We start from the raw sequence: 24,778 nt of genomic DNA, 5'->3' as shown, positions 1-24,778 counted from the left end.
TAGGAGGCCCGCCTTGAGCGATAGATCAAACCTGCCACTACCACGCATGTCCCTTTGGCTGACGCATGTCGGTATGTTGGCTGAGCAGGTTTTGCGTGCCTTCTGGCCAGTGTTTTCGATTTTGATGGTTCTGCTTGCAGCGCTGATGCTGGGCTTACAGGATTTCGTCAGGGTCGAATTCGTTTGGGGCGCTGGTGCGGTGTCTTTGCTTGCACTGGTTCTTGCTGTCGCTTGGGGGGCAAGGCGTTTCCACATCCCGTCGCGTGCCGAGGCGCTGTCGCGACTTGACGAAACTCTGCCAGGCCGACCAATTCAGGCTCTGATGGATGATCAGGCCATTGGTGCACAGGACGCGGATTCTGTGACTCTTTGGCGGGCCCATAAACACCGAATGGCGCAGCGTGTTGCCCAGGCGGAGGCGGTGAAACCGGATCTGCGGCTGGCGTCACGCGACCCATACGCCCTGCGATATGCAGCATTGCTGGCATTGGTTGTGGCGGTTCTATTCGGATCGTTCTGGCGCATCGGCTCGGTCGCTGAAATGGCACCTGGGGCTGCCGTAGCGGGGCAAGGCGCAACGTGGGAAGGCTGGGTGGAGCCGCCACGTTATACCGGGTTGCCGACGCTCTATCTGGCGGATCAGTCTGGAACAGAACTCTCCATACCGCAGGGCAGTCGCGTCACATTGCGATTTTACGGAGAGGTCGGTGCGCACAGCCTGACTGAGACTGCATCTGTGGCCGGAACACAGGCGGCAACTGAACCGGAACAGGAATTCGTGGTCGAACACTCAGGTCAGATTCGAATTGAAGGACCGGCGGGCCGGGAGTGGACACTGGGCATAATAGGTGATGCGCCGCCACAGATTGCGGTGGCGTCTGCCGCTGAATCTGAGGCTGGCGGTCAGATGAAACTTCCGTACGCGGCCCTTGATGACTACGGCATCGTATCTGGTCTGGCCCGGATCGAGCTGGATCTGGCTGCGGTCGATCGCCGTTATGGTCTGATCGCGGACCCTGAACCGCGTGAGGCGATTGAAGTTGAGTTGCCCATGCCGATTACCGGGGATCGAACCGATTTCACCGAAGACTTGATTGAAGATTTTTCGCAACATCCGTGGGCACATCTGCCGGTGACAATCACATTGATGGCGCAGGATGCCGCGGACCAACAATCCAAATCGGAACCCTATGCGACGGCGTTGCCCGCGCGTCGGTTCTTTGACCCGCTCGCGGCAGCGGTGATCGAACAACGGCGAGACCTGCTGTGGGCTCGCGCCAATGCCACACGGGTCGCGCAAGTGTTGCGCGCGGTGTCCAATCATCCTGAGGATTTGTTCCGCTCGGACACTGCCTATTTGCGCCTGCGGGTAGTTTTGCGGCGGTTGGAGACCTTTGATGAATACGGGTTGAAGCCAGAGCAGCAGGAGGAAATTGCGCAGGCCTTGTGGGACCTTGCGGCCTTGATCGAAGACGGCACGCTGGCCGATGCGCTCGAACGGATGCGTCAGGCGCAGGAACGGTTGTCCGAGGCGATGAAGAATGGGGCCTCCGATGAAGAAATCGCCGAGCTGATGCAGGAATTGCGAGAGGCGACGCAAGACTACTTGCAGCAATTGCAGCGTCTGGCGCAGCAAGACGGCGAGAATGGCGAACAGCAACAGGGCCAGAACGGCGAATCCATGCAAATGTCACAGGATGACCTACAGCGCATGATGGACCGCATTCAGGAACTGATGGAACAGGGCCGCATGGCCGAGGCGCAGCAAGCGCTGGATGAATTCCAGCAGATGATGGAAAACATGCGCGTCACTCAGGGGCAGGGTCAAGGCGGCCAGTCCGAGGGCCAGCAAGCCATGGAAGGGCTTGCCGAGACGTTGCGCGAACAACAGGGCCTAAGCGACCAGGCCTTCCGCGATCTGCAGGAACAGTTCAATCCGGGCGCACAGGCCGGTGAAAGCCAGGGCAACGAAGGCAGCTCGGGTGGGCAGGGCCGGGGTCAAAGCCACGAGGGTCAAGGCGGTCAGGGACAAGGGTCTGATCAGTCGGGTGAAGGCCAGCAGGGTCAAGGAACGCTGGCAGACCGGCAACAGGCCCTCCGGGACGAGCTGGGTCGACAGGAACAAGGACTACCGGGTGCAGGCACACCCGAGGGGGAGGCCGCGCGCGAAGCGCTAGGTCGTGCGGGCCGTGCTATGGATGACGCGGAAGAAGCGCTGCGCGGCGATGATCTGGCCGAAGCTATTGATCGTCAGTCCGAGGCGATGGAAGCCTTGCGGGAAGGCATGCGGTCATTGGGTGAGGCGATGGCCCAGAACCAGCAGAACCAACCGGGGCAGGGCACCGAAGAAGGCGATATGCAGGCCACCAACCGCGATCCGCTGGGGCGCAACCCTGGTGCTGCCGGGTCCATTTCGACCGAAGAAGACATGCTGCAGGGAGAGGATGTCTATCGCCGTGCCAGAGAGTTGCTGGACGAAATTCGCCGACGTACTGGCGATACTGATCGCCCCAAAATCGAGTTGGAATACCTAAAACGTCTGCTTGAGCGGTTTTAGGGAACGGCTTGGCGCATCAGTTTTGCGACGCGCCTGAGCCGGCTTGTGTTTCAAGCCAGATTCGGGCCTGATCCACCAGCGAGACATAAGAGTTCAGGACCGGATCGGCTTGCGGTACGGCTTCGCTGATTTGCTGGGCGTTGCCGTAGATCAAGTACAGAACAACACCAATGATCAACATCAGGGCGAAACCACGGACAAACCCGCCAGATTTACGGACGGGTACCTCGGCCTCGGTCATTTCAGCGCGCATTGTGGAGTTAATTGCATCAACATCCGGCAGCGCTTCTTTCTGACCTGAATCCTCGGCAGTGACTGAGGCAGAAGGTCGTTTTGGCTCGACTTTTGGCTCAGGTGGGGTGTCCAACGCCAGATCGGGTTGGGTTTCCAGACCACCGCCCTCCTGGGCACGCAATTCCGCCTCGCGGGCGGCCTCCTCCTGCAAAATACTGGCAACCGAGGGGTCCACATTCCCGCTAGGTTTTTCAGATACTTTCTCAGGCTCAGGCTCAGGCTCAGGCTCAGGCTCAGGCTCAACGTGTGGCTTTGCCGTCGTTTCTTCGACTGCTGCTTCCGGCATCTCGTCTTCTGAGCCCTTCGCCTCGACAGCGTCATCTTCTACCTGAGCAGGTTCAGATATCTCGTCGGTCGGATGTTTGGCCTGAAACCAAGTTTGGTCGCAATTTGAGCATTGCACATCGCGGCCTTCCTCGGGGATGACCTCGTCCGGGACCTCGTACTGGGCACTGCAATTCGGACATGTAAGACGCATACTGCCTCCCCGGCCGTACAAACGGGCCGTTAATAGTTTTTTCAGGAATGATATTCCGTTAAGAGCTAACAGCAAAGGGCGTTTTCGGTTTCACGGACCAAGTGTCACCAATTGGACCCGGTGAAGGCATTGAAACCAAAACCGCGCTCGGGCAAGAAGAGCGGCAAAACAAATGGGGGCACGTGTGATCGAGCTGGAGAATGTCAGCTACACCTACGGTGGCGGCGAATTGCTGAGCGACGTATCGGTGCAGCTGCAGCCGGGGTCCTTCCATTTTCTGACCGGCCCTTCGGGTGCGGGGAAAACGACGCTGCTCAAACTTTGTTATGGGGCGCTGCTACCAACATCGGGACGGTTAAGCGCTTTTGATCAGGATATCTCGCTGCTAGATCGGGATCAGATGGCCCTGCTGCGCCGCCGGATTGGCGTCGTGCATCAGGATTGCCAGTTTCTGGATCACATGACCTTGGGCGAGAATGTCGCTTTGCCGCTGATGGTCTCGGGGCGTGCTGAATCCGCCGAGCAGGACAACTTGACCGAGCTTCTGAGTTGGGTGGGCCTTGGTCCTCGGTTGGAAGCCAGGCCGCCGGAATTGTCCGGAGGTGAACGCCAGCGCGCAGCTTTGGCGCGCGCCCTCATCCTGTCGCCCGACGTGGTGCTTGCGGATGAACCAACGGGAAATGTGGACTGGGAGATGTCGCAACGTTTGCTACGCCTGCTGATCGAGCTGAACCGGATGGGAAAAACCGTATTGATCGCGACACATGATCTGAGCCTGATCCGTGCTGCCAAAAGTCAAGTACAGGCCCGCGTTTTGCGGATTTCTCAGCGGCGGTTGCAGCTGGCAGGAGCGGATCTATGAGCAGTGGTGATATCCGCAACCTGCTGCGCCGCGACGCGCGCGCCGATCGTGTTGTGCCGCCGACGGGCTACACCGCGCATCTGACCTTGTTTGTGTCTGGAGCGATGGCTTTTCTGGCCGTGTTCGCTTTGGCTTTGTCGCTCGCCTCGGGCAGGATCGCTGACCGCTGGGCGTCTGAACTGGCGGGCGCAGCAACCCTGCGCATAAACGCCCCGGTGGAACAGCTTGCTGCCCAGACCCAAGCCGCACTGACCGTTCTGAGCCAAACCCCTGGTGTTGCGTCTGCCCGCGCGCTGACCCCCGAAGAACAGGCGGCTCTGCTGTCTCCGTGGCTTGGGCCCGACTTGCCGCTGGACACTCTGCCTATCCCGCAGCTGATTGAGATCGTCGAAGGTGATCCGGGGCTGGATGCCGCCGGGCTGCGCTTGCGATTGGGGGCCGAAGTTCCCGGCGCCGTACTGGACGATCACACAAGGTGGCGTGAACCTTTGGTGGATGCGGCGATGTCTTTGCGGCGGCTTGGGTGGGTGTCGATCTTGCTGATCGGTGGTGCCACCGCAGCCATGATCACATTGGCCGCTAACGCGTCGCTTGCCGCCAATGCGCAAATCATCGAGGTGCTGCGCCAAGTGGGTGCGCGCGATCGGTTCATTGCCGGGGCTTTTGTCCGCCGTTTTACCTACCGCGCTTTTTTTGGTTCAGCTGTCGGAACCCTGCTTGGAATGACTGGGGTCCTTTTGCTGCCCGAGGCGTCAAATACGGGTGGGTTTCTGACCGGTGTGGGCTTTCAAAGTGGCGGCTGGGCCTTGCCCATTCTCATCCCTGTCCTTGGCGCCACGGTCGCCTTTGTTGCCACGTGGACCGCAGCCCGTCGTAAATTGAAGGAGCTTTCCTGATGTCCAAGGCCATTCAATGGGTCCGTTCGCTGATCTTTATGATCATCATTTACGCCTGGATGCTGGTCTTGGGCCTTGTGTTTGCGCCTTATGCTTTGTTTTCCAAGAAAGGGGCTTCGCAGGCCTGCAGGACTTATGCCCGCAGCACGATGTGGTTGGCCCGTTGGATGGTTGGGATTCGTTGCGAGGTACGCGGATCTCCTCCGTCCGGAGAGGTTGTCATCGGCGCCAAACATCAGTCTTTTTTGGATATCATCATGATCTTCGCCGCGATCCCGCATGGCAAGTTCATCATGAAGCGAGAGCTATTATGGACGCCAATTATCGGAATGTACGCACGCCGTTTGGGCTGCATCCCGGTCAATCGCGGCAAAAAGGGTGTAGCGGTTGCCAAAATGGTCAAGGACGTCGCCAAGGAGTTTGCCGAACCGGGGCAGTTGGTGATTTACCCTCAGGGCACGCGGGTCGCACCGGGCTCGTATAAACCGTATAAAGTCGGAACTGCCGTTTTGTACGAAGGTCTTGGATTCCCCTGCGTTCCAGTCGCGACAAATGCCGGCGTTTTCTGGCCGCGAACCGGGATCATGCGCAAACCGGGTCTGGCGATTGTCGATTTTCTGGAGCCAATTGAATCCGGTGTGCAACGAGATGAGTTTCTGGTGCGGTTGGAAGACGTGATTGAAACACGCTCTAACGAACTGATGCGGGAGGTGGGGTTTGATCCGGATGAGGTTCATTGACGACATTGAAACACTGGGGGCGTTGTACGGAACGCCCGGCGCACCAGCAATGCGCAAAGTCGCGCGTCGACTGACGCCACTTTATCGTAAATGGATCATGTCATCGCGCCTGTGCATCCTCAGTACAGTGGGGCCGGAAGGTGTCGATGGCAGCCCGCGCGGCGATGACAATCCGGTTGTTCTGGAACTGGACCCGGGCACGCTGGCAATGCCGGATTGGCGGGGCAATAATCGGTTGGATTCGCTGCGCAACATCGTGCGTGATCCGCGTGTTTCGCTGTTGTTTTTGGTTCCGGAGTCAAACAACGTGGTTCGGCTGAACGGAACGGCGGGGCTGACTGCGGATGACAACCTGCGCGCCCGTTTCGAGAAAAATGGTAAGCGACCTGCGACGGTGATTGTTGTCGAAATCGCTGAAATCTACACGCAATGCGCGCGCGCATTGATGCGGGCTGGAACCTGGACCGCTGGTCACGAAGCGACTGCCCTTCCGACCGTAGGCGAAATTTTGGCCGAGATTACAGCAGGTGAAGAAGGCGGCGCGCAGTATGATCAGGAATGGGGAGCGCGCGCCGCCAAAACGATGTGGTAGGCCGCTGTATCAAGGGGTCAAACCGCAGCGGCCCCGATCCTGGATACCTTTGCTATCCAGCGCTCAACGCTGCCCGGTTTGGGATAACTGGCGCCCGCAAAGTAGGTGAAGCGCGTTGGCTTGAAACCGACAAAGCCCAGAATCTGATCACGCACCTGACGGATCAAGGCTTGCCGATAGATCAGGCGCATGAACCAGCCTGGTGTGTCTGACGTTAGAATGACACGTGCCGTGCGACCAGTTAGCATTGGGGCAGGGAAGCCGATTTTGGTAGTATTTCTTGTGTCGAATGTCCGACCCGGGATGAACATCCGATCAATCAGTCCTTTGAGCTTTGCTGGCAGGCCACCCCACCACATTGGCGTGGTCAGCACCAGATGGTCGCTCCATTCGATGTCCTGCAGGATCTGATCCAATACCGGCTCAAGCGGTTTGAAATCCTCATAGTTGCCTTGTCCAAAGTCAAAATCGAACTGTAGATCGCTGAGATGGACCAAGCGAACCTCGTGCCCTTTCTCACGGGCTGCGGCTTCGTAAGTCTGGGCAAAGGTGCGGGACAGGCTGCTCTCAGCGGGATGTCCATCGAGGATGAAGATCTTCTTGGGGTGCATGGGAGTTCTCCTAAAAATGACCACGGTCAGTTTCTTAATTTAAAAAATGACCGCGGTCAATAAAAATTTGACCATGGTCAAAAATCGTGCGAAAACGCCCTATGCAAAAGGCAGTTCAAAAACGCACACTCAGAACACGCGCCCGATTGCTTGCGGCGTCAGAAGAGGTGATTCACCGCGAGGGCTATGAGGCCTTGCGAGTAGAAGAGGTTGTAAAAGCAGCAGGTGTCGCCAAGGGTACGTTCTTTGCGCATTTCCGCGACAAAGATGCCCTGATGGAAATTCTGATAGGTGAGAGATTGAGTTCAATCATTGATCAGGTAGAAGCTAATCTGCCGCCAAAAACCGTGCCCGAGCTTATCCGCGTCCTGAAACCCATTCACAGTTTTATGACGTCTGAACGCTATGTGTTTGATCTGCTGATACGCTATTCGGGCGCTGCGGCGGTCGCAGAAATCGGACCAATTGCACATTGTTTTGAGCGTTACTTTCGCGTGGTTGAAAATTGGCTGACATATGCGGACGTACGTAAAGACGTCTCAGCCGATTTGCTTGCAGAAGGCGTTCAGGCCTTTGCGATTCAAGCCATGTCACTGAAGTTCTGTGCACTACACGAGGCGCAGAGTTTCGAAGACAAGTTGGAAGTCTATCTTGAAGCGTGGTTAACCCCGGCGACGTAGTCGCCGGGGATTTCTATCAGCTGTGGATTGGCCCGTCGCCGCAGGCGAGCGCCGCTTCGCGCACGGCCTCGGAATAGGTCGGGTGCGCGTGACACGTCAAAGCGAGATCTTCGGCAGAGGCGCCGAACTCCATGGCCACACAGACCTCATGGATCAGGTCGCCAGCGGCCGGGCCGATGATATGCGCGCCCAGAATGCGATCTGTTTCCTTGTCAGCCAGGATCTTTACAAACCCATCTGCCGCAAAGTTCGCCTTGGCGCGCCCGTTGCCCATAAACATGAACTTGCCAACCTTATAGGCGCGGCCTTGTTCCTTAAGCGTCTCTTCGGTCTCACCGACGTTGGCAACCTCGGGCCAGGTGTAGATCACACCCGGAATGACGCCATAATTCACATGCCCGTGCTTGCCCGCAACTTGCTCGGCTGCGGCCATGCCCTCATCCTCGGCCTTGTGGGCCAGCATCGGGCCTTCGATCACGTCACCAATCGCGTAGATGCCCGGCACATTGGTCTGCCAATCTGCGCCAACCTTGATCTGCCCGTGTGGTGTCATCTCAACCCCCAGCGCGTCCAGACCCAGACCGTCCGAAAACGGCTTACGGCCAGTGGCAACCAAAACAGTGTCGGCGTCGATCACGTGTTCGCTGTCATCTTTGCGCTTCTTGTAAGTGACCTTGGCCTTAGTCTTGGTGGCCTCGGTCTTTTGCACCGCGGCGCCCATGACAAATTTCAGGCCCTGCTTCTTTAGAATGCGCGCGAAGGTCTTCTGTACCTCGGAATCCATGCCCGGCGTGATCACGTCAAGGAATTCGATAACGGTAACTTCGGCTCCAAGCCGCTGATAGACCGAGCCCAGTTCCAATCCGATTACGCCGGCACCGATAACGACCATTTTCTTCGGGATCTTGTTCAGCGCCAACGCACCGGTTGAGGTGACAACAACTTTCTCGTCGACGGTTACGCCCGGCAAGGATGATGGCTCGGACCCCGACGCGATGATGATGTTCTTGGCCTCGTGAATATCATCACCAACCTTGACCTGACCAGCGGCGGGGATTGATCCCCAGCCTTTGAGCCAGTCAATCTTGTTCTTCTTGAACAGAAACTCGATGCCCTTGGTGTTCCCGTCGATGACCTCGTCCTTGTAGGCCAGCATCTGCTTCCAATCGACCGAGGGGCTTTTGCCCTTCAGACCCATCTTGGCAAAGTTATGTTCGGCCTCGTGCAACTGATGGCTGGCATGCAGCAACGCCTTGGACGGGATGCAGCCGACGTTCAGGCAGGTGCCGCCCAGTGTTTCTCGCCCCTCGACCACGGCTGTTTTCAGCCCCAGCTGGGCACAGCGGATGGCGCAGACATAGCCGCCGGGCCCTGCTCCGATTACGATGACGTCATAGTTTGCCATTTGTCAGGTCCTTGTATTAGGCGGGGTTGGTTGCGCATGTGTCGCGCGGTCCGCTCCCTTTTTGAATAATCTATACTGGCCGATGAATCAAAACAGAGCGGCCAACAGCAATGCGGTCGTTGCGACCAGTCCTATCATCCAGATGACAGTGCGCCACGGGGTCCAGCCAAAGGCGTAGGCGGGGACATAAAGGACACGCGCGATAAGGTAGATCCAGCTACACATCCCGGTGAACCCATTGGATTGCCCCGAGGTTGTGACGACCAACGCCGCGATAGCAAAAACAACTAGCCCTTCGGTGTGATTGCTCAGCGCCCTGTGCAAACGCCCCATAACTGCTGGTTTTTCAAAGGGTGTGTCACGTGGTCCAATCGCATGCAACACATCGACCCTGCCGTGACCCGCAATCAGGTAGGCGACGAATTGAGCGATCCAAAGCAGGGCGGCCAGGGACAGGACGGTCAGTTCGGTGGTCATCCAGTAGAGTTCCTTGGTTGTTAGGCGCGGGTGGGATGTTCCAACAACGAACTTGCGCCTACCGGAAACCGGGGGCGCAAGAAATGGGGTGTTAGGCCGGCGTTAGCACCTTGATCTGGATATGTGCCACACCGCCTCGTTCGTGATGCATTGCCAGTTCCTCAGATTCGAAGAAGTCTCGGGCCTTTTCCAGATCTGCGATCTCGAACAGCGCAACCGCATGGTCGCGCTGTTCGGAATCCTGCCAGATGTGAAGATCATGAATACCTGCAGCTTCGCGCATCGGCTTGTCCTCGCGGAACACTTTTAGCCAAACGCTGAAATCCGCGACGTCGGCCTGCCAGAGAACATGGGTCGCCATGTTTACAGGTCCATAAGCAGACGACGTGGATCTTCCAGCGCCTCTTTCACACGAACCAGGAAGGTCACAGCGCCTTTGCCGTCCACGATCCGGTGGTCATAAGACAAGGCCAGATACATCATCGGACGGATCTTGATCTCGCCATTGATGGCCATCGGGCGGTCCTGAATCTTGTGCATGCCCAGAATGCCCGACTGTGGCGGGTTCAGGATCGGCGAGGACATCAGCGAGCCATAGACACCACCGTTCGAGATGGTGAAGGTACCGCCCTGCATCTCGGCCATGGACAGCTTGCCATCCCGGGCGCGCTTGCCCTTTTCGGCGATGGCTTTCTCGATGGCCGCAAAAGACATCGCATCCGCATCGCGAATAACCGGCACAACCAAACCTTGCGGGGTCCCGGCGGCAACGCCCATATGCACGAAGTTCTTGTAGACAATATCGGTGCCATCAATTTCGGCATTGACTTCGGGCACTTCTTTCAGCGCGTGACAGCAGGCCTTGGTGAAGAAGGACATGAAGCCCAGTTTCACGCCATGTTTCTTCAGAAACAGCTCTTTGTATTCGTTGCGCAGGGCCATCACCTCGGTCATGTCCACCTCATTAAAGGTGGTCAGGATCGCTGCGGTGTTCTGCGCATCCTTCAGGCGTTTCGCGATGGTTTGGCGAAGCCGGGTCATACGCACACGTTCCTCGCGTGAGGCGTCCTCGGCGGCCACGGGTGCGCGCGGAGCTTGGGCAGCGGGTGCGGGCGCAGCCACCGCCGGTGCTGGGGCTGAAGCCGTTGCTACAGCTTTCGCGACATCCTCTTTCATGACACGACCGTCGCGACCGGTGCCGGTGACTTGATCGGCGGATAAACCAGCCTCGGCCATGGCTTTTTCAGCCGATGGTGCATTGGCCACGTCCTTACCACCACCCGAGGCGCCTCCGGCGGCGGGTGCCGCAACCGCGGCCGGGGCGGCAGACACTCCGGCCGCATCGCCCGAGATCACCGCCAGTTTGGCTGTAGCATCGACTGTTGCACCTTCTGGCGCGACGATTTCTGCCAGTACGCCCGCGGCCGGGGCCGGAACTTCGACCGAGACTTTATCGGTTTCCAGTTCGCACAGCATTTCATCTTGCGAAACGGCATCGCCCACTTGTTTGAACCAGGTCGAAACGGTGGCTTCGGTGACAGATTCACCCAAAGTTGGGACCATGACGTCGACGCTGGCTGCTGCCTGGGCGGCAGGTGCAGCCGCCGCTGGGGCAGGAGCTGTAGCGGCTGGTGCGGCTGCGGCACCGTCACCCGCTGCAATCGTTGCCAGCAACGCATCAACGCCAACTGTCTCACCTTCGGCAGCCACAATTTCACCCATCACACCCGCACTGGGGGACGGCACTTCGACCGTGACCTTGTCAGTCTCCAACTCACATAGCATTTCGTCCACGGCAACAGCGTCACCGGGTTTCTTGAACCATGTCGCAACCGTGGCTTCGGTTACCGACTCGCCAAGCGTGGGAACACGAACTTCAATCGACATCGCTTAATTTCCTTCAATGCTCAGCGCTTCGTTCACCAGCGCTTCTTGTTGGGCTTTGTGTTGGCTGGCCAGACCCGTTGCGGGCGAGGCCGATGTTGCACGACCGACATAACGCGGTCGCTTGTTCTCGGCGCCGATACGGGTCAGCACCCATTCGATGTTGGGTTCAATAAAGGTCCAGGCCCCCTGGTTCTTGGGTTCTTCCTGACACCAGATGATTTCGGCACCCTTAAACCGTTCAAGCTCATTGATCAGGGAATGCGCCGGGAATGGATAGTATTGTTCGATCCGCATCAGGTAGACATCGTCGATGCCACGGGAATCGCGTTCTTCCAACAGGTCATAGTAAACCTTGCCGGAACACATCACGACTCGCTTGATCTTGTTGTCTTTCGCCAGTTTGGTATCGGAATTTCCGTGCTGCGCATCGTCCCAGAGCACTCGGTGAAAACTCGACCCGGTGGTGAACTCTTCGGCCGTGCTGACGGCCAGTTTGTGGCGCAGCAACGATTTTGGTGTCACAAGGATCAGTGGCTTGCGGAAGGTCCGGTGCAACTGCCGGCGCAGGATGTGGAAGTAGTTCGCAGGCGTTGTACAATTCGCCACGATCCAGTTGTCCTGTCCACACATCTGCAGGAAACGTTCCAGTCGCGCCGAGCTGTGTTCTGGGCCCTGACCTTCGAACCCGTGAGGCAGCAGGCACACCAATCCGGACATGCGCAACCATTTGCTTTCGCCAGAGCTGATGAACTGATCGAACATGATCTGCGCACCGTTGGCAAAGTCACCAAACTGCGCCTCCCAAAGGACCAAAGAGTTTGGTTCGGCCAGTGAAAAGCCGTACTCAAATCCCAGCACCGCGTATTCGCTGAGCATCGAGTCGATCACGTCGTATTGCGATTGCCCAGCGCGGATGTTGTTCAGCGGATAGTACCGTTCCTCGGTTTCCTGATGGATGAACCCGGAGTGGCGCTGGCTGAACGTGCCGCGTGTGGCGTCTTGCCCGGACAGTCGAACAGGATACCCCTCGGTCAAAAGCGAACCAAAGGCCAGCGCTTCACCGGTCGCCCAGTCAAATCCTTTGCCGGATTCGAACATCTGTTTCTTGTGATCCAGCAAGCGACCGACCGTTTTGTGCAGCGCGACATCTTGCGGCGCGTGGGTCAGTGCGTTTCCGATTTCGGCCAGAGTGTCGGGTGAAATCGCCGTGTCACCACGCACATATTCATCTTTGTTTTTGTCTAGATGAGACCAGCGCCCGTCCAGCCAGTCGGCTTTGTTGGGCTTGTAGTCTTTGCCGGCCTCAAACTCATCGTTCAGATGCGCTTGGAACGCGGCTTTCATATCCTCGATCTCACCCTCTGGGATCAGCCCGTCCTTGACCAGCCGTTCCGTATAAATCGACAACGTGGTCTTATGGGTTTTGATCTTCTTGTACATGATCGGGTTGGTGAACATGGGCTCATCACCCTCGTTATGCCCGAACCGGCGATAGCAGAAGATGTCGAGGACAACGTCCTTGTGGAACTTTTGCCGGAATTCGGTTGCCACCTTGGCCGCATGGACCACCGCCTCGGGGTCGTCGCCATTGACGTGGAAGATCGGCGCTTCGACCATCAGGGCAATATCCGTCGGGTAGGGGCTTGAGCGGCTGAAATGCGGCGCGGTGGTAAAGCCGATCTGGTTGTTCACTACGATATGCATCGTTCCACCGGTCTTATGGCCCTTCAGACCAGACAAACCGAACCCTTCGGCCACAACACCCTGTCCGGCAAAGGCCGCGTCGCCATGTAGCAAAATGCCCATCACAGCAGTTCGGTCGGTGTCGTTCAACTGATCCTGCTTGGCCCGCACCTTGCCCAGCACAACGGGGTTTACAGCTTCCAGGTGGCTGGGGTTTGCCGTCAGTGACAGGTGAACCGAGTTGCCATCGAATTCGCGATCCGATGATGCGCCCAGATGGTATTTTACATCGCCCGAGCCATCAACGTCTTCGGGCTTGAAGCTACCGCCCTGGAACTCGTTGAAGATCGCGCGATAGGGTTTGCGCATCACATTGGCCAGAATGTTCAGACGGCCCCGGTGGGGCATGCCGATCACGATGTCCCGAACCCCAAGCGCACCGCCGCGCTTGATGATCTGTTCCATCGCCGGGATCAGCGCCTCGCCGCCGTCCAGACCGAACCGTTTGGTGCCCATGTATTTCACATGCAGGAACTTCTCGAACCCTTCCGCCTCGACCATCTTGTTCAGGATCGCCTTACGGCCTTCCTTGGTGAACGCGATTTCCTTGCCATAGCCCTCGATCCGTTCTTTCAGCCAGGCGGCCTCTTCCGGGTTCGAGATATGCATGTATTGCAGCGCAAAGGTGCCGCAATAGGTGCGTTTCACGATCTCAACAATCTGCCGCATCGAGGCCATCTGCAGACCCAGAACGTTGTCGATAAAGATCGGCCGGTCCATATCGGCTTCGGCAAACCCATAGGTCTTTGGGTCAAGCTCGGGATGTGTGCTGGCGGCCCGCATGCCCAGCGGATCCAGATCAGCGGCCAGATGGCCCCGGATGCGGTAGGCCCGGATCAGCATCAGCGCGCGCAGGCTGTCCAGAACCGCGCGTTTGATCTGGTCTTCACTAACCTCAACACCCTTTGACACCGCCTTGTCTTTGATCTTGTCCCCGGCGGCCTTCGCGTCGATCTCGACCCACTCGCCAGTCAGAGCGCTGGTGAGGTCATCAGTAGGCATTGGCGGCCAGTCGGTCCGCGCCCAGGATGGTCCTTCGGCTTCTCTTTCAACATCCGGTTTGGCATCACCCATCTGGCGAAAGAAATCGGCCCACGCGGCATCCACCGCGCCCGGGTCTTTCGCATATTGGGCATAAAGTTGCTCCAGATATTCGGCATTGTGCCCTTGCATAAAGCTTGAGGCATGAAAGGCAGAGTTGGGCAGTTGTTCGGTCATTGGGCTACCTCATATGGGTTGGGACCGTATTGGTTGGTGCCTGGCTGGCTGGGGCGGGCCAGCCACCTCAGAACCAGGAGGGGCGACACAAACAAGATGATCAGTGTCGGAATGACGATCAGCAGAGTGGCGCGGGTGAACAGGATGTCCAGATTGCCGCCATGCTGGAAACTGGAGGCGATGCCGATGCCGAAGAACAGGGTCACAAAGGCGCTGAGGATCAGCAGGATTGGCAGCAAAGCGTAGAGGCCACTGCGCCCGGTATCATGCATCCGTCGCCACGCGACAGCGAGATGCGGGAAGAAGACGATCAGGCTGACGATGCTTTGGACAGGTTGTGAAGACGATGCGGCGACGGACTTGGATGTTTCGGTTTCGGTCACGGCAACTTGGGTGAAGAACTGCGCATCGACGATTCCGGCAATGAGGCTCCAGATCACGATGAACAGGAAAAAGAACCAGTATTCGGGCCGCGCGGCACGACCCGAGAAGGTGAAGAACTTGGCGAAACAGGTGCGGATGGCGTCGGAGAATGTCATGGGCTCACCGACCATCGGGTTACGAACTCCGTTCCACCAAAAACTGAACCCGCATTGAGACTTGGGCCGGTCACAATCAGCAGTCCCAAATTTGAATTGCCGTCCTTCGGACCATGTATGACTTTCACGGACAAGTCGCGGCCCTCAGCGAACCGCTCTTCAAATGAGATGGAGTTTTCGCTTGTGAACCCGAGGCGCTGAGGCCAGTCAGTAACGCTACCAACATAGGTGAAGCTACAGGTTCGCTTTGGTTTCTCTTGGGTGTTTACATAATAATCAGGACGCTCAGGATGGATCAGAACACTCGTGAATGAGATCTTTTTCAAGCTCCTAAGTGTCGCCAACGCCTTGTCTTTTTCAGTTGGAAAATCTTCTGGATCAGGCACGTATGTAGTACCAGCGGCCCGTTCAAGTCGCCGCCTATAACTCATGAGTTCCGCAACCGCATCCAAGGCCGCACCCTCAGCCAAAGCAAATCCGTTGTTGAGTAGACCTTCGGCAATTGGTCTATCTGACTGAACAAGGCTTCGGCACAGCTTGGCTATTTCGATACCAAAGGCATCATCAGAGGCAGCTTGAACTTGGTTTGGCGCGGCGAGCATCATACAAGCAATGATTGTCAAGCAAATCCGGCGTGCCGACACAACTTGCCTCACAATTCTTCCTAAGGGCGGGCGCTTCTCGCCCACCCTCGGGCCGGGCGCCGCCCTCAGAGCATATGCCCGGTCGTTGATCACTTACCCAATCGCTTCCAGCACCGCCTCACCCAGCTGCGCCGGGCTTTCGGCCACGACGATACCGGCCGAGCGCATGGCTTCGATCTTGTCCTCGGCGCCGCCTTTGCCACCGGCGACAATCGCGCCCGCGTGGCCCATGCGGCGGCCCGGAGGGGCTGTGCGGCCTGCGATGAAACCCGCGGTTGGCTTTTTGCGGCCCTTCTTGGCCTCATCCGCCAGGAACTGTGCGGCTTCTTCTTCGGCGGAGCCACCGATCTCACCGATCATGATGATCGACTCTGTTTCGTCATCGGCCAGGAACCATTCCAGCACGTCGATATGCTCGGTGCCCTTGATCGGGTCGCCGCCGATGCCCACGCAGGTGGACTGGCCAAGACCCACATCGGTGGTCTGCTTGACCGCCTCATAGGTCAGGGTGCCCGAGCGCGACACTACCCCGACCGAGCCACGCTTGTGGATGTGGCCAGGCATGATGCCGATCTTGCAGGCGTCGGGCGTGATGACACCGGGGCAGTTCGGGCCGATCAGACGCGAGCTTGAACCTTCCAGCGCGCGCTTCACCTTCATCATGTCCAGAACCGGGATACCTTCGGTGATGCAGACGATCACCTCCATCTCGGCATCGATCGCTTCGAGGATCGAATCCGCGGCAAACGGCGGCGGCACATAGATCACCGAGGCATTGGCCTCGGTCAAATGCTTGGCCTCGTGGACCGAGTTGAACACGGGCAGGTCAAGATGGGTCATCCCGCCCTTGCCGGGGGTCACACCGCCGACCATCTTGGTGCCATAGGCGATGGCCTGTTCAGAGTGGAATGTGCCCTGCGAGCCGGTAAAGCCCTGACAGATCACTTTGGTATTTTCGTCAATGAGGACTGCCATGATGTCCCTTTCCTTAGGCGGTGCTGGTTTGATTGGGTTGCGCGTCCGGCAGAACCTGCGGCGCGTAGTCTATTTTTTCGAGAGTGGCACGGCCCAGTGCCAGATTGGCGATGGTCCGGACCCCTCCGTCGATCTCGGCGATCCCGCGCCGGACCTTCTGTCGGAACAGCGGCCATCCGGTGGGGCGTTGGCGCGGCGCGCCCATCTGAACCTCTCCGGGGGCTTCATTGCCCTGTTCGACCATGGCCGGGATGACCTGATAGATATTGACCTGACGTGCCGCAGCTGATGCGGACGGGTTGAACAACAGGGCATCAAGCGTGATGTCAAAAGGCTTTTGCGCAAGAAAGTGCTGCGCGGCCTTGCGGGTTAAGGCATAGGCGGCCCCGCCGGGATAGCGCGACCGTATCTGACGCAGGTCCCGCCCCAAATGCGACGACCCTTTACGCCCAAGCGCAACGTAGAGCTTTGTGCTGCGCCAGCGTTCGAACCGGACGATATCCGCATCTGCGGGCCACCACGCGGTGTCCTTCAGCCAATCGGCCAGTTCTGGCGTCAGAAAGACATCATCCTCAAGGATCAGCGCCTGTTCCGCGCCCGAAGCAATCAGGGCTTCCCACGCTTTGGCATGGCTCAGCGTGCAGGCCATATCTTTGGTGTGGAAGTAGCCCCATGGCCCTTCTTCCCGACAATCGCGCAGAAAATCCTGGCGTGTTGCCGCATCACAATCAACAGCGTTGACCCGCGTCGCCGACAGACCTGCTTTCTGCAGCTCCTGCTCCATCAAGCGCGCCCGTCCAGTGGCGCGTTCGAGGCCTATGAGGAAGATGGGGATGGTCATGGATTCAGACGGTTCCAAACAGTTCAAGCAGTGCGCATCATATCAATCTGCCCTGCGAACTAATAAAGTCCGGACAGACCACATTGATATTTTCTCCGATGGGAGCAGTCATTTGGCATTTTCCTTTTGACAACGGCAGCATCTGCTGAAGTTCATTCCTTAAAGCAGAGACGGCCCCGCTATTCACTCAGGCGTCAGTTGTAGATGTAGCTTGCGACTTCCTTTCTGGAGATGGGTTTTGTTACGAAGACAAAATGGCGAACTTGCCCGCTTGGTTTTTTAACTTCGTAAACCAATAAGCTGCCATTTTTGAGTTGATAGGCGTAATTATACCGTCCGCTTGGAAATTGCTTCTGAGGTTTTCCTCCAGTTCGTTTTGAAGCCTCTTGAAGGAACAATTCTCCGATTTGCTTGCTGTTCGCACTCCCAAGAAAGGCGACGGCGCATGCCGACATGTCATCTTCGTCAAAAACTGTCGCTACCAAGAACTTGTCGCCTGAAGCCATATATGCATCGTGCCCTCCTATTGGAGTGGAAGGTTCCAGACCCTGTTTCTGCACAGCATTTAAGAACGTATCGAAACTTGGAAGCGTTTTTAAGCAGACGTCAGAAAACAGCTGAACAGGTTTATTCGTTTCTGAGAAAGTAAATGACGCCTCAGCAATTTTCTCTGGTGACGGCGCGCCGCAACCTGACAAGGCCGCGGCAAACACCAAAGCAACGGCTTTAAGTCCAATCTTCATTGACTACCCCTTAACCGCCTTAACGATCTTCTCGGCCCCATCTTTCAAGTTATCCGCCGCGATCACGTCCAGACCCGAGGTATTGATGATCTCTTTACCCTTCTCGACATTCGTGCCTTCCAGACGCACGACCAGCGGAACCTGCAGGCCGACCTCTTTCACCGCAGCGACCACGCCCTCGGCAATTACGTCACAGCGCATGATGCCGCCGAAGATGTTGACCAGAATGCCTTTCACGTTGTCGTCTGAGGTGATGATCTTGAATGCTTCGGTCACTTTCTCTTTGGTCGCACCGCCGCCCACGTCGAGGAAGTTGGCAGGTTCGGCACCATACAGCTTGATGATGTCCATCGTCGCCATCGCCAAACCGGCGCCGTTGACCATGCACCCGATCTCACCATCCAGCGCGATGTAGTTCAGGTCGTATTTGCTGGCTTCCAGTTCCTTGGAATCTTCTTCGGTGGTGTCGCGCAGTTCTGAAATATCCGGGTGGCGGTACATCGCGTTGCCATCAAAACTGACTTTGGCGTCGAGCACTTTGAGATCACCGCTGTCCGAGACGATCAGAGGGTTGATTTCCAGCATCTCCATGTCCTTCTCGACGAAGGCGGCATAGAGCTGGCTCATCAGTTTGACGCATTGCTTGACCTGCGCGCCCTTCAGACCCAGCGAAAAGGCGATGCGGCGTCCGTGGTAGGGCTGATAGCCGGTTGCAGGGTCAACCGAGAAGGACAGGATTTTCTCGGGCGTTGCAGCGGCCACTTCTTCGATATCCATGCCGCCTTCGGTCGAGCAGACGAATGAGATGCGGCTGGTTTGGCGATCCACCAGCAGGGCCAGATACATCTCGGTCTCGATGCCGGACCCGGCCTCGATATAGATGCGGTTGACCTGCTTGCCCGCCGGGCCGGTCTGATGGGTCACAAGAGTGCGGCCCAGCATCTTCTTGGCCTCCTCCGAGGCCTCTTCGACCGACTTGGTCAAGCGGACACCGCCTTTTTCGCCAGCGTCAGCCTCTTTGAACGACCCCTTGCCGCGGCCACCTGCGTGGATCTGCGCCTTAACCACCCAAAGTGGTCCGTCCAGCTCTCCAGCTGCGGTTTTGGCTTCTTCGGCGCGCAATACGGCGCGGCCGTCCGACACCGGTGCGCCATAGCTGCGGAGGAGGGCTTTGGCCTGATATTCGTGAATGTTCATCGAAACTGTCCCGTCTGACTGCGATTTATTCCGTTATAGGGGTGCCTAAGGGATAAGTTTAAAGGGTTTTTTGACAGTGAAGGGGTTTTTCACGAAGATTTTCGGTATTTGTGATCACGGGATTTTGGGGTGTGATCACAAACAACACCAGGTGGCATGTGTGATTCGAACAATTGGCTGTTGGCAGAAAAATCATATTCAAAAAAGGTATTTGCGACGTTTGCGCCAACATTCCCGACTTAGCTTTGTGGTCACATCGGAACGAATGAAAACAAAAAAACCGGCCCAAAGTCAGGCCGGTTCAAATGGTCTGATGCTTGGTGGATTAACCCAACGAACTGTCGATGCCCTTGCACGCCTCGATCAGGCCTTTTACGGCGTTGACCGAATTGTCGAAACCGGCCTGCTCTTCTTCGTTCAGGGTGATGTTGACGATGCGTTCGATGCCACCCGCGCCGATCACGGTGGGTACGCCCACATACATGCCTTCGACGCCCAGTTCCCCGTCGCAATAGGCCGCGCAAGGCAGAACGCGTTTCTGGTCTTTCAGATAGGCTTCGGCCATTTCGATGGCTGACGTCGCCGGAGCATAAAACGCCGAGCCAGTTTTCAGCAGACCAACGATTTCAGCACCACCGTCACGGGTGCGCTGAACGATGGCGTCCAGTTTTTCTTGTGTCGTCCAGCCCATCTCGACCAGATCGGGCAATGGAATGCCGGCAACGGTCGAATAACGCACTGACGGCACCATGGTATCGCCGTGACCACCCAGAACAAAGGCAGTGACGTCGCGCATGGAGACGTTGAATTCCTCCGACAGGAAATGCGCGAAGCGGCCCGAATCCAGAACGCCAGCCATGCCACAGACCTTGCGATGGGGCATGCCGGAAAACTCGCGCAGGGCCCAGACCATCGCGTCCAGCGGGTTGGTGATGCAGATGACAAACGCGTCAGGGGCGTGGGCCGCGATGCCTTCGCCAACCGATTTCATGACCTTCAGGTTGATGCCCAGCAGGTCGTCGCGGCTCATGCCCGGCTTGCGGGGGACACCGGCAGTCACGATGCAAACATCCGCGCCTGCGATATCTTCGTAAGACTGGGTGCCTTTCAGAGAGGCGTCGAACCCTTCGGACGGGCCGGATTCGGCGATGTCCAGCGCTTTACCTTCCGGAGTACCCTCGGCGATGTCAAACAGGACAACGTCACCAAGTTCCTTCATTGCTGCGAGGTGGGCGAGCGTGCCGCCGATCTGACCTGCGCCGATCAGCGCGATCTTGGGTCTGGCCATTTGGAATATCTCCGGTCGGTTTTGAAATCGCGGTTGTGCTAGTCGCTAAATCAACATTGCGCAAGGGTTCTGCAACGTGGCATGCCACCGCATACCGTTTGCACCCGCCCCACCGATTGCGCTAAACGGCTTACGAAATATACCGTTTTGGGGCTGCCACATGTTCGAGATGAACTTGATGTTTTTTGCCGTGGCGATCCCAGCTGTGATCTTTGCGGGCATTTCGAAGGGTGGGTTCGGCTCGGGCGTGGCGTTTGCGTCATCGTCGATTCTGGCCATTATTCTGGAGCCGGGGCAGGCGCTCGCCTTGATGCTTCCGATCCTGATGATCATCGATGTTGCAACATTGGGGCCGTATTGGAAGCGCTGGAATTGGCCGGATTCCCGTTTGCTGATATTGGGCGCAGTACCAGGCGTGGCGCTGGGCGCGGGGCTGTTCCGCGCAACTGACGACGATGTTCTGCGCCTGCTGATAGGAGCGATTTCGGTTGGATTCGTGATCTGGCACATCAGTCAATCCCGAGGCTGGGCCCGTGTTTCCGCAAAACGCTTGCCATCTTCGGCCGGGCTGTTTGCCGGTTTGGTTGCCGGGTTCACAAGCTTTGTCAGCCATGCGGGTGGACCACCCGCCGCAGTCTATTTGCTGTCACAGCGCCTGTCGAAAACTGAATACCAAGCGTCGACCGTTTTGGTGTTCTGGGTCATCAATGTCGCCAAGTTTGTGCCTTATGCGTATCTGGGTCTGTTCACGCTGCAAACGGCCTGGGCAAATCTTCTGCTCGCGCCATTCGCAGTACTCGGCGCATGGCTGGGCGTTCGGGCGCATTTCATGATGTCCGAACGCGTGTTCTTTGGCATCGCTTATTTTTTGCTGACGATGACAGGCACCAAGCTGATCTGGGATGCCGTGACCTGAATTCAGGCGTCCTTGCCTTGCGCCGGCAACGCATCAGCGAGGGTTTCGTAGGACTGGCCCGATGCTACAAGGCAAGTGGCACCGCCCGGCAGAGTAACTGTGATTGTCCAGCTACCGGTCTCATCCGAGGCGAACACCTCCATCAACGCGCCGCGTCTGGCAATGCCGATCCCTTTGCGGGTTTCTCCGTAAATTTCTTCAAGCCGCTTGATCACGTCTTCCCGGGGTGCGCAGTTGCGCGGCTGAGCCTGCAACTGCTGCGCTGCCAGCGCCATGATCCCTAACCCCATGGTCATTTTGATCAGTTTCGTTTTCATCTCAGGCCCCTTCTGCCACCTATGCCAGTAAGCCTGCCGCGAGGGTTCGGAGATTGGGTAAAGGCAACGCACGTTGCGTCGCTTTGGCGGGTAATGCTGCAATGCGGCAATTTTGGTCTTGAACTTTCCTGAAAAAAATGCCCCATTCCGCGCAACATTATTTCTTGGGGAGGGGTCGATGGATCCGCGTCAACGCCCGTACCGTTCGGTGCTTTACATACCTGGCTCGAAAGAGCGCGCCCTGGATAAGGCGCGCAACCTGCCGGTTGATGCGATCATTTTTGATCTGGAAGATGCTGTAGCGGCCGATGAAAAGTCCAACGCGCGCGCAACGCTTAAGGCCGCATTGGCCGCTGATGGATATGGCGCGCGGGTCAAGATCGTTCGCATCAACGGGCTGGATACCGAATGGGGTCGTGCAGATGCCGAAGCAGTGCGTGACATGGATGCAGATGTGGTCCTGCTGCCCAAAGTAAACTCTGCCGCAGACGTTGACGCGTTGGCTGGGATCACCGGCGATCTGCCGATCTGGGCGATGATGGAAACGCCGCGCGGTATGCTGAACGCGGCAGAGATCGCTGCCCACCCCTGTATCACCGGGTTCGTCATGGGCACCAACGATCTGAGCAAAGAGCTTCAGGCGCATTTTCGCCCCGATCGTTTGCCACTGATGACCTCACTGGGCCTGTGTGTTCTGGCCGCCAAGGCCGGAGGTCTGATCATTGTCGATGGTGTGTACAACGCGTTCAAGGATATGGAAGGGCTTGCCGCCGAATGTGCGCAAGGCCGCGATATGGGCTTTGACGGCAAGACACTGATTCACCCGGCACAGGTTGATGTGACGAATGCTGCTTTCGCTCCGTCCGATGACGAGATCGACCTGGCGCGTCGGCAGATCGCGGCGTTTGAAGAGGTCGAAAGCCAAGGACAGGGCGTCGCCGTGGTCGACGGTAAAATCGTAGAGAGCCTGCACGTTGCAACTGCACGTGAAACTCTGGCAAAAGCAGAGGCGATTTCATCATTGCAAGCGGGGTAAGCCAGCAATGGGCTTTGTTCTACTGATTCTGGGCGTGGCGCTTTGGTGGGCCGCGCATTTCTTCAAACGATTGATGCCCCAACAACGGGCCGCGATGGGCGATGCCGGGAAGGGTGTGGTTGCTCTGGCTCTGGTCGTGTCGATCTTGCTGATGGTCTTCGGCTATCGCATGACGGACTTTATCTATGTCTGGGCACCGCCGGTGTTTATGATCCATATCAACAATCTATTGGTGTTGATTGCGATCTATATGATGAGCCCGGCTGGCGCCAAAGGTCGTCTGCTGAACAATATGCGCCACCCCATGTTGAGCGGTTTCAAGCTCTGGGCCTTTGCCCACCTGCTGGTGAACGGTGATTTGGCTTCGATCGTTCTGTTTGGCGGTCTGTTGGCTTGGGCGGTTGCCGAAGTGATTGTGATCAACCGCTCTGAACCTGATTGGACACCCGGTGAGCCCGGTACTTATGGCAAGGACGCGATGTTCTTTGTGGCCTCGATCGTGCTGCTCGGACTGATCGGCTATATCCATGGGCTGGTCGGCCCTTCCCCTTTCCCATCGTAAGGATTTGACATCTTGGCCAAACTCTATCGCCTCCTGACCGGGGAAGACACTTCAGCCTTCTGCCACAAGGTCTCGGAGGCGCTGGGCAAGGGGTGGGAGCTTTACGGCTCTCCCTCTTACGCGTTTGACAGCGCCAATAACGTAATGCGTTGCGCGCAGGCCGTGACCAAGGATGTTCAGGCTGACTATTCCTCTGACATGAAACTGGGGCAGCAATAATGGCAAAGACCAATCCGGGCCGTTTCTTTGAAGATTACTCCGTAGGGCAAGTTTTGCGCCATGCTGTACCGCGCACCGTGACGGCCGGAGAGCGGGCGCTGTACCACGCGCTTTATCCTGCGCGGCACGCGCTTTATTCGTCGGATGAATTTGCCCGGAACTGCGGCTTGCCTGAAAGCCCGATTGATGACCTGGCCGCATTTCACGTGGTGTTTGGCAAGACGGTGCCTGATGTTTCACTGAATGCGGTGGCAAATCTGGGATATGCCGAAGGCCGCTGGCTGCAACCTGTTTATCCCGGTGATACGCTGCGATCAGAATCCGAAGTGATCGGCGTCAAGCAGAACTCGAATGGTAAAACCGGCGTTGTTTGGGTGCGCACGCGCGGATTAAACCAGCGCGACGACGTTGTTATCGAATACGTCCGCTGGGTTATGGTGCGCAAATCGAACCTGAATGCACCTGCACCTGAGACGGTTGTTCCAGAGCTGAAGAAAGCGCTCGCCGCTGAAGATCTGATGATCCCGCAGGGTTTGGACTTTTCTAACTACAGTTTTGTTCAGTCCGGTGAGGCGCACAGGTGGGGCGACTACGAGATCGGCGAAACCATTGATCACGTGGATGGGGTGACAATAGAAGAGGCCGAGCACATGCTGGCCACCCGCCTTTGGCAAAATACGGCCAAGGTACACTTCGATCTGACCTTCCGCCCCGACGGGCGTCTGATCTACGGTGGCCATGTGATCTCGATGGCGCGCGCGTTGTCTTTCAACGGGCTGGCAAATGCCCAGATGATCGTGGGTCTGAATGGCGGTGCCCACGCCAACCCATGTTTTGCAGGTGATACGATCAAGGCCTGGTCTGAAGTGCTGGACAAGGCCGAGACAGGCGTTCCGTGCGTTGGCGCAGTTCGCCTGCGATTGGTGGCGACCAAGGGTGGGCCGCCTTTCGCGTTGCGCAACGAGGACGGAAAGTACTTTCCTGACGTTTTGTTGGATCTGGATTATTGGGCATTGATGCCGATCTAACGTCTGGCCACCAGATGCCTGCGGCTTGATTAC

Annotated in this window: 26 protein-coding genes; 11 read left to right on the top strand and 15 right to left on the bottom strand. The window is 57.4% G+C overall.

Annotated features, from left to right (window positions below; translation table 11 throughout):
* The first annotated feature begins 46 nt into the window (after window positions 1–46).
* Window positions 47–2,557, top strand: a complete 2,511-nt coding sequence (locus Q1B13_RS13135) for a TIGR02302 family protein (RefSeq protein ID WP_299081020.1) — start codon at window positions 47–49, stop codon at window positions 2,555–2,557.
* Between the two features lie 16 nt (window positions 2,558–2,573).
* Here the strand turns inward: Q1B13_RS13135 and Q1B13_RS13130 are convergent, their stop codons facing one another.
* Window positions 2,574–3,329, bottom strand: coding sequence for a zinc-ribbon domain-containing protein (locus tag Q1B13_RS13130; protein WP_299080683.1), 756 nt, complete (start codon window positions 3,327–3,329; stop codon window positions 2,574–2,576).
* Window positions 3,330–3,513: 184 nt separating this feature from the next.
* Between Q1B13_RS13130 and Q1B13_RS13125 the strand changes: the two genes are divergently transcribed.
* The 4 genes from Q1B13_RS13125 to Q1B13_RS13110 are packed head-to-tail and all read left to right on the top strand — an operon-like array spanning window position 3,514 to window position 6,419.
* On the top strand, window positions 3,514–4,191 hold the full coding sequence (locus Q1B13_RS13125; RefSeq protein WP_120632513.1) for a cell division ATP-binding protein FtsE: 678 nt from the start codon (window positions 3,514–3,516) through the stop codon (window positions 4,189–4,191).
* Entirely contained in the window at window positions 4,188–5,087 is a 900-nt protein-coding gene (locus Q1B13_RS13120; protein ID WP_299080686.1) for an FtsX-like permease family protein, read from the top strand. The genes Q1B13_RS13125 and Q1B13_RS13120 overlap by 4 nt, the downstream gene beginning before the upstream one ends.
* Complete coding sequence (locus Q1B13_RS13115; RefSeq protein ID WP_299080688.1) at window positions 5,087–5,827, top strand: 1-acyl-sn-glycerol-3-phosphate acyltransferase; 741 nt, start codon at window positions 5,087–5,089, stop codon at window positions 5,825–5,827. The genes Q1B13_RS13120 and Q1B13_RS13115 overlap by 1 nt, the downstream gene beginning before the upstream one ends.
* On the top strand, window positions 5,814–6,419 hold the full coding sequence (locus Q1B13_RS13110; RefSeq protein ID WP_299081034.1) for a pyridoxamine 5'-phosphate oxidase family protein: 606 nt from the start codon (window positions 5,814–5,816) through the stop codon (window positions 6,417–6,419). Before Q1B13_RS13115 ends, Q1B13_RS13110 begins: the two co-directional genes overlap by 14 nt.
* Window positions 6,420–6,436: 17 nt before the next feature.
* On the opposite strand, the gene Q1B13_RS13105 is transcribed toward Q1B13_RS13110, so the two are convergent.
* A complete protein-coding gene (locus Q1B13_RS13105) occupies window positions 6,437–7,030 on the bottom strand; it encodes an NAD(P)H-dependent oxidoreductase (RefSeq protein WP_298935335.1) in 594 nt (197 codons plus the stop codon).
* A gap of 101 nt (window positions 7,031–7,131) precedes the next feature.
* Here Q1B13_RS13105 and Q1B13_RS13100 point away from each other — a divergent pair, with 101 nt between their 5' ends.
* A complete protein-coding gene (locus Q1B13_RS13100; protein ID WP_299080690.1) occupies window positions 7,132–7,710 on the top strand; it encodes a TetR/AcrR family transcriptional regulator in 579 nt (192 codons plus the stop codon).
* Window positions 7,711–7,726: 16 nt separating this feature from the next.
* Here Q1B13_RS13100 and lpdA read toward each other — a convergent pair whose 3' ends face one another.
* From lpdA to mdh, 12 genes are all read right to left on the bottom strand, one after another.
* On the bottom strand, window positions 7,727–9,115 hold the full coding sequence (gene lpdA / locus Q1B13_RS13095) for a dihydrolipoyl dehydrogenase (RefSeq protein WP_299080692.1): 1,389 nt from the start codon (window positions 9,113–9,115) through the stop codon (window positions 7,727–7,729).
* An 87-nt stretch (window positions 9,116–9,202) separates the two neighbouring features.
* A complete protein-coding gene (locus Q1B13_RS13090) occupies window positions 9,203–9,592 on the bottom strand; it encodes an MAPEG family protein (RefSeq protein ID WP_298935330.1) in 390 nt (129 codons plus the stop codon).
* Window positions 9,593–9,683: 91 nt separating this feature from the next.
* On the bottom strand, window positions 9,684–9,953 hold the full coding sequence (locus Q1B13_RS13085) for a hypothetical protein (RefSeq protein ID WP_299080694.1): 270 nt from the start codon (window positions 9,951–9,953) through the stop codon (window positions 9,684–9,686).
* Between the two features lie 2 nt (window positions 9,954–9,955).
* Window positions 9,956–11,479: a 2-oxoglutarate dehydrogenase complex dihydrolipoyllysine-residue succinyltransferase gene (odhB, locus tag Q1B13_RS13080; protein WP_299080696.1), complete on the bottom strand. Its 1,524-nt coding sequence runs from the start codon at window positions 11,477–11,479 to the stop codon at window positions 9,956–9,958.
* A 3-nt stretch (window positions 11,480–11,482) separates the two neighbouring features.
* Window positions 11,483–14,440, bottom strand: coding sequence for a 2-oxoglutarate dehydrogenase E1 component (locus tag Q1B13_RS13075; protein WP_299080698.1), 2,958 nt, complete (start codon window positions 14,438–14,440; stop codon window positions 11,483–11,485).
* Window positions 14,437–14,979 carry a DUF805 domain-containing protein gene (locus tag Q1B13_RS13070; protein WP_299080700.1) on the bottom strand — a complete coding sequence of 181 codons (543 nt, stop codon included), beginning with the start codon at window positions 14,977–14,979 and terminating at the stop codon, window positions 14,437–14,439. The genes Q1B13_RS13075 and Q1B13_RS13070 overlap by 4 nt, the downstream gene beginning before the upstream one ends.
* Window positions 14,976–15,602: a hypothetical protein gene (locus tag Q1B13_RS13065; protein ID WP_299080702.1), complete on the bottom strand. Its 627-nt coding sequence runs from the start codon at window positions 15,600–15,602 to the stop codon at window positions 14,976–14,978. The genes Q1B13_RS13070 and Q1B13_RS13065 overlap by 4 nt, the downstream gene beginning before the upstream one ends.
* A gap of 114 nt (window positions 15,603–15,716) precedes the next feature.
* Window positions 15,717–16,598, bottom strand: coding sequence for a succinate--CoA ligase subunit alpha (gene sucD, locus Q1B13_RS13060; protein WP_299080703.1), 882 nt, complete (start codon window positions 16,596–16,598; stop codon window positions 15,717–15,719).
* Window positions 16,599–16,611: 13 nt separating this feature from the next.
* On the bottom strand, window positions 16,612–17,439 hold the full coding sequence (locus Q1B13_RS13055) for a glycosyltransferase family 25 protein (protein WP_299080705.1): 828 nt from the start codon (window positions 17,437–17,439) through the stop codon (window positions 16,612–16,614).
* Between the two features lie 194 nt (window positions 17,440–17,633).
* A complete protein-coding gene (locus tag Q1B13_RS13050) occupies window positions 17,634–18,182 on the bottom strand; it encodes a hypothetical protein (RefSeq protein ID WP_299080707.1) in 549 nt (182 codons plus the stop codon).
* 3 nt (window positions 18,183–18,185) lie between these two features.
* Complete coding sequence (gene sucC, locus Q1B13_RS13045) at window positions 18,186–19,379, bottom strand: ADP-forming succinate--CoA ligase subunit beta (RefSeq protein ID WP_298935319.1); 1,194 nt, start codon at window positions 19,377–19,379, stop codon at window positions 18,186–18,188.
* A 325-nt stretch (window positions 19,380–19,704) separates the two neighbouring features.
* Complete coding sequence (gene mdh, locus Q1B13_RS13040) at window positions 19,705–20,667, bottom strand: malate dehydrogenase (protein ID WP_299080709.1); 963 nt, start codon at window positions 20,665–20,667, stop codon at window positions 19,705–19,707.
* Between the two features lie 160 nt (window positions 20,668–20,827).
* On the opposite strand from mdh, the gene Q1B13_RS13035 reads away from it, so the two are divergent.
* A complete protein-coding gene (locus Q1B13_RS13035) occupies window positions 20,828–21,583 on the top strand; it encodes a sulfite exporter TauE/SafE family protein (RefSeq protein ID WP_299080711.1) in 756 nt (251 codons plus the stop codon).
* 2 nt (window positions 21,584–21,585) lie between these two features.
* Here the strand turns inward: Q1B13_RS13035 and Q1B13_RS13030 are convergent, their stop codons facing one another.
* Window positions 21,586–21,900: a hypothetical protein gene (locus tag Q1B13_RS13030; protein ID WP_299080713.1), complete on the bottom strand. Its 315-nt coding sequence runs from the start codon at window positions 21,898–21,900 to the stop codon at window positions 21,586–21,588.
* 178 nt (window positions 21,901–22,078) lie between these two features.
* Between Q1B13_RS13030 and Q1B13_RS13025 the strand changes: the two genes are divergently transcribed.
* Genes Q1B13_RS13025 through Q1B13_RS13010 form a run of 4 tightly spaced genes read left to right on the top strand, consistent with a single transcriptional unit; the run spans window position 22,079 to window position 24,745 of the window.
* The gene (locus Q1B13_RS13025) at window positions 22,079–22,936 is read left to right on the top strand and encodes a CoA ester lyase (RefSeq protein ID WP_299080715.1); all 858 of its coding nucleotides are present in this window, start codon (window positions 22,079–22,081) and stop codon (window positions 22,934–22,936) included.
* 7 nt (window positions 22,937–22,943) lie between these two features.
* Window positions 22,944–23,498 carry an NnrU family protein gene (locus Q1B13_RS13020; RefSeq protein WP_299080719.1) on the top strand — a complete coding sequence of 185 codons (555 nt, stop codon included), beginning with the start codon at window positions 22,944–22,946 and terminating at the stop codon, window positions 23,496–23,498.
* Window positions 23,499–23,510: 12 nt separating this feature from the next.
* Entirely contained in the window at window positions 23,511–23,717 is a 207-nt protein-coding gene (locus Q1B13_RS13015) for a DUF1737 domain-containing protein (RefSeq protein ID WP_299080721.1), read from the top strand.
* The gene (locus Q1B13_RS13010) at window positions 23,717–24,745 is read left to right on the top strand and encodes a MaoC family dehydratase (RefSeq protein WP_299080724.1); all 1,029 of its coding nucleotides are present in this window, start codon (window positions 23,717–23,719) and stop codon (window positions 24,743–24,745) included. Before Q1B13_RS13015 ends, Q1B13_RS13010 begins: the two co-directional genes overlap by 1 nt.
* Window positions 24,746–24,778: the final 33 nt, after the last annotated feature.

The sequence above is a fragment of the uncultured Ruegeria sp. genome (assembly GCF_947489545.1).
GTDB lineage: Bacteria > Pseudomonadota > Alphaproteobacteria > Rhodobacterales > Rhodobacteraceae > Ruegeria.
This window is presented reverse-complemented; position numbering and strand designations above follow the sequence as displayed.

Excerpts from the sequence above, each read along its gene's own strand:
- Q1B13_RS13135 (WP_299081020.1), top strand. The coding sequence starts at position 47 with ATGTCCCTTTGGCTGACGCATGTCGGTATGTTGGCTGAGCAGGTTTTG.
- Q1B13_RS13130 (WP_299080683.1), bottom strand. The coding sequence starts at position 3,329 with ATGCGTCTTACATGTCCGAATTGCAGTGCCCAGTACGAGGTCCCGGAC.
- Q1B13_RS13120 (WP_299080686.1), top strand. The coding sequence starts at position 4,188 with ATGAGCAGTGGTGATATCCGCAACCTGCTGCGCCGCGACGCGCGCGCC.
- Q1B13_RS13115 (WP_299080688.1), top strand. The coding sequence starts at position 5,087 with ATGTCCAAGGCCATTCAATGGGTCCGTTCGCTGATCTTTATGATCATC.
- Q1B13_RS13110 (WP_299081034.1), top strand. The coding sequence starts at position 5,814 with ATGAGGTTCATTGACGACATTGAAACACTGGGGGCGTTGTACGGAACG.
- Q1B13_RS13105 (WP_298935335.1), bottom strand. The coding sequence starts at position 7,030 with ATGCACCCCAAGAAGATCTTCATCCTCGATGGACATCCCGCTGAGAGC.
- Q1B13_RS13100 (WP_299080690.1), top strand. The coding sequence starts at position 7,132 with ATGCAAAAGGCAGTTCAAAAACGCACACTCAGAACACGCGCCCGATTG.
- lpdA (WP_299080692.1), bottom strand. The coding sequence starts at position 9,115 with ATGGCAAACTATGACGTCATCGTAATCGGAGCAGGGCCCGGCGGCTAT.
- Q1B13_RS13090 (WP_298935330.1), bottom strand. The coding sequence starts at position 9,592 with ATGACCACCGAACTGACCGTCCTGTCCCTGGCCGCCCTGCTTTGGATC.
- Q1B13_RS13085 (WP_299080694.1), bottom strand. The coding sequence starts at position 9,953 with ATGGCGACCCATGTTCTCTGGCAGGCCGACGTCGCGGATTTCAGCGTT.
- odhB (WP_299080696.1), bottom strand. The coding sequence starts at position 11,479 with ATGTCGATTGAAGTTCGTGTTCCCACGCTTGGCGAGTCGGTAACCGAA.
- Q1B13_RS13075 (WP_299080698.1), bottom strand. The coding sequence starts at position 14,440 with ATGACCGAACAACTGCCCAACTCTGCCTTTCATGCCTCAAGCTTTATG.
- Q1B13_RS13070 (WP_299080700.1), bottom strand. The coding sequence starts at position 14,979 with ATGACATTCTCCGACGCCATCCGCACCTGTTTCGCCAAGTTCTTCACC.
- sucD (WP_299080703.1), bottom strand. The coding sequence starts at position 16,598 with ATGGCAGTCCTCATTGACGAAAATACCAAAGTGATCTGTCAGGGCTTT.
- Q1B13_RS13055 (WP_299080705.1), bottom strand. The coding sequence starts at position 17,439 with ATGACCATCCCCATCTTCCTCATAGGCCTCGAACGCGCCACTGGACGG.
- Q1B13_RS13050 (WP_299080707.1), bottom strand. The coding sequence starts at position 18,182 with ATGAAGATTGGACTTAAAGCCGTTGCTTTGGTGTTTGCCGCGGCCTTG.
- sucC (WP_298935319.1), bottom strand. The coding sequence starts at position 19,379 with ATGAACATTCACGAATATCAGGCCAAAGCCCTCCTCCGCAGCTATGGC.
- mdh (WP_299080709.1), bottom strand. The coding sequence starts at position 20,667 with ATGGCCAGACCCAAGATCGCGCTGATCGGCGCAGGTCAGATCGGCGGC.
- Q1B13_RS13035 (WP_299080711.1), top strand. The coding sequence starts at position 20,828 with ATGTTCGAGATGAACTTGATGTTTTTTGCCGTGGCGATCCCAGCTGTG.
- Q1B13_RS13030 (WP_299080713.1), bottom strand. The coding sequence starts at position 21,900 with ATGAAAACGAAACTGATCAAAATGACCATGGGGTTAGGGATCATGGCG.
- Q1B13_RS13025 (WP_299080715.1), top strand. The coding sequence starts at position 22,079 with ATGGATCCGCGTCAACGCCCGTACCGTTCGGTGCTTTACATACCTGGC.
- Q1B13_RS13020 (WP_299080719.1), top strand. The coding sequence starts at position 22,944 with ATGGGCTTTGTTCTACTGATTCTGGGCGTGGCGCTTTGGTGGGCCGCG.
- Q1B13_RS13010 (WP_299080724.1), top strand. The coding sequence starts at position 23,717 with ATGGCAAAGACCAATCCGGGCCGTTTCTTTGAAGATTACTCCGTAGGG.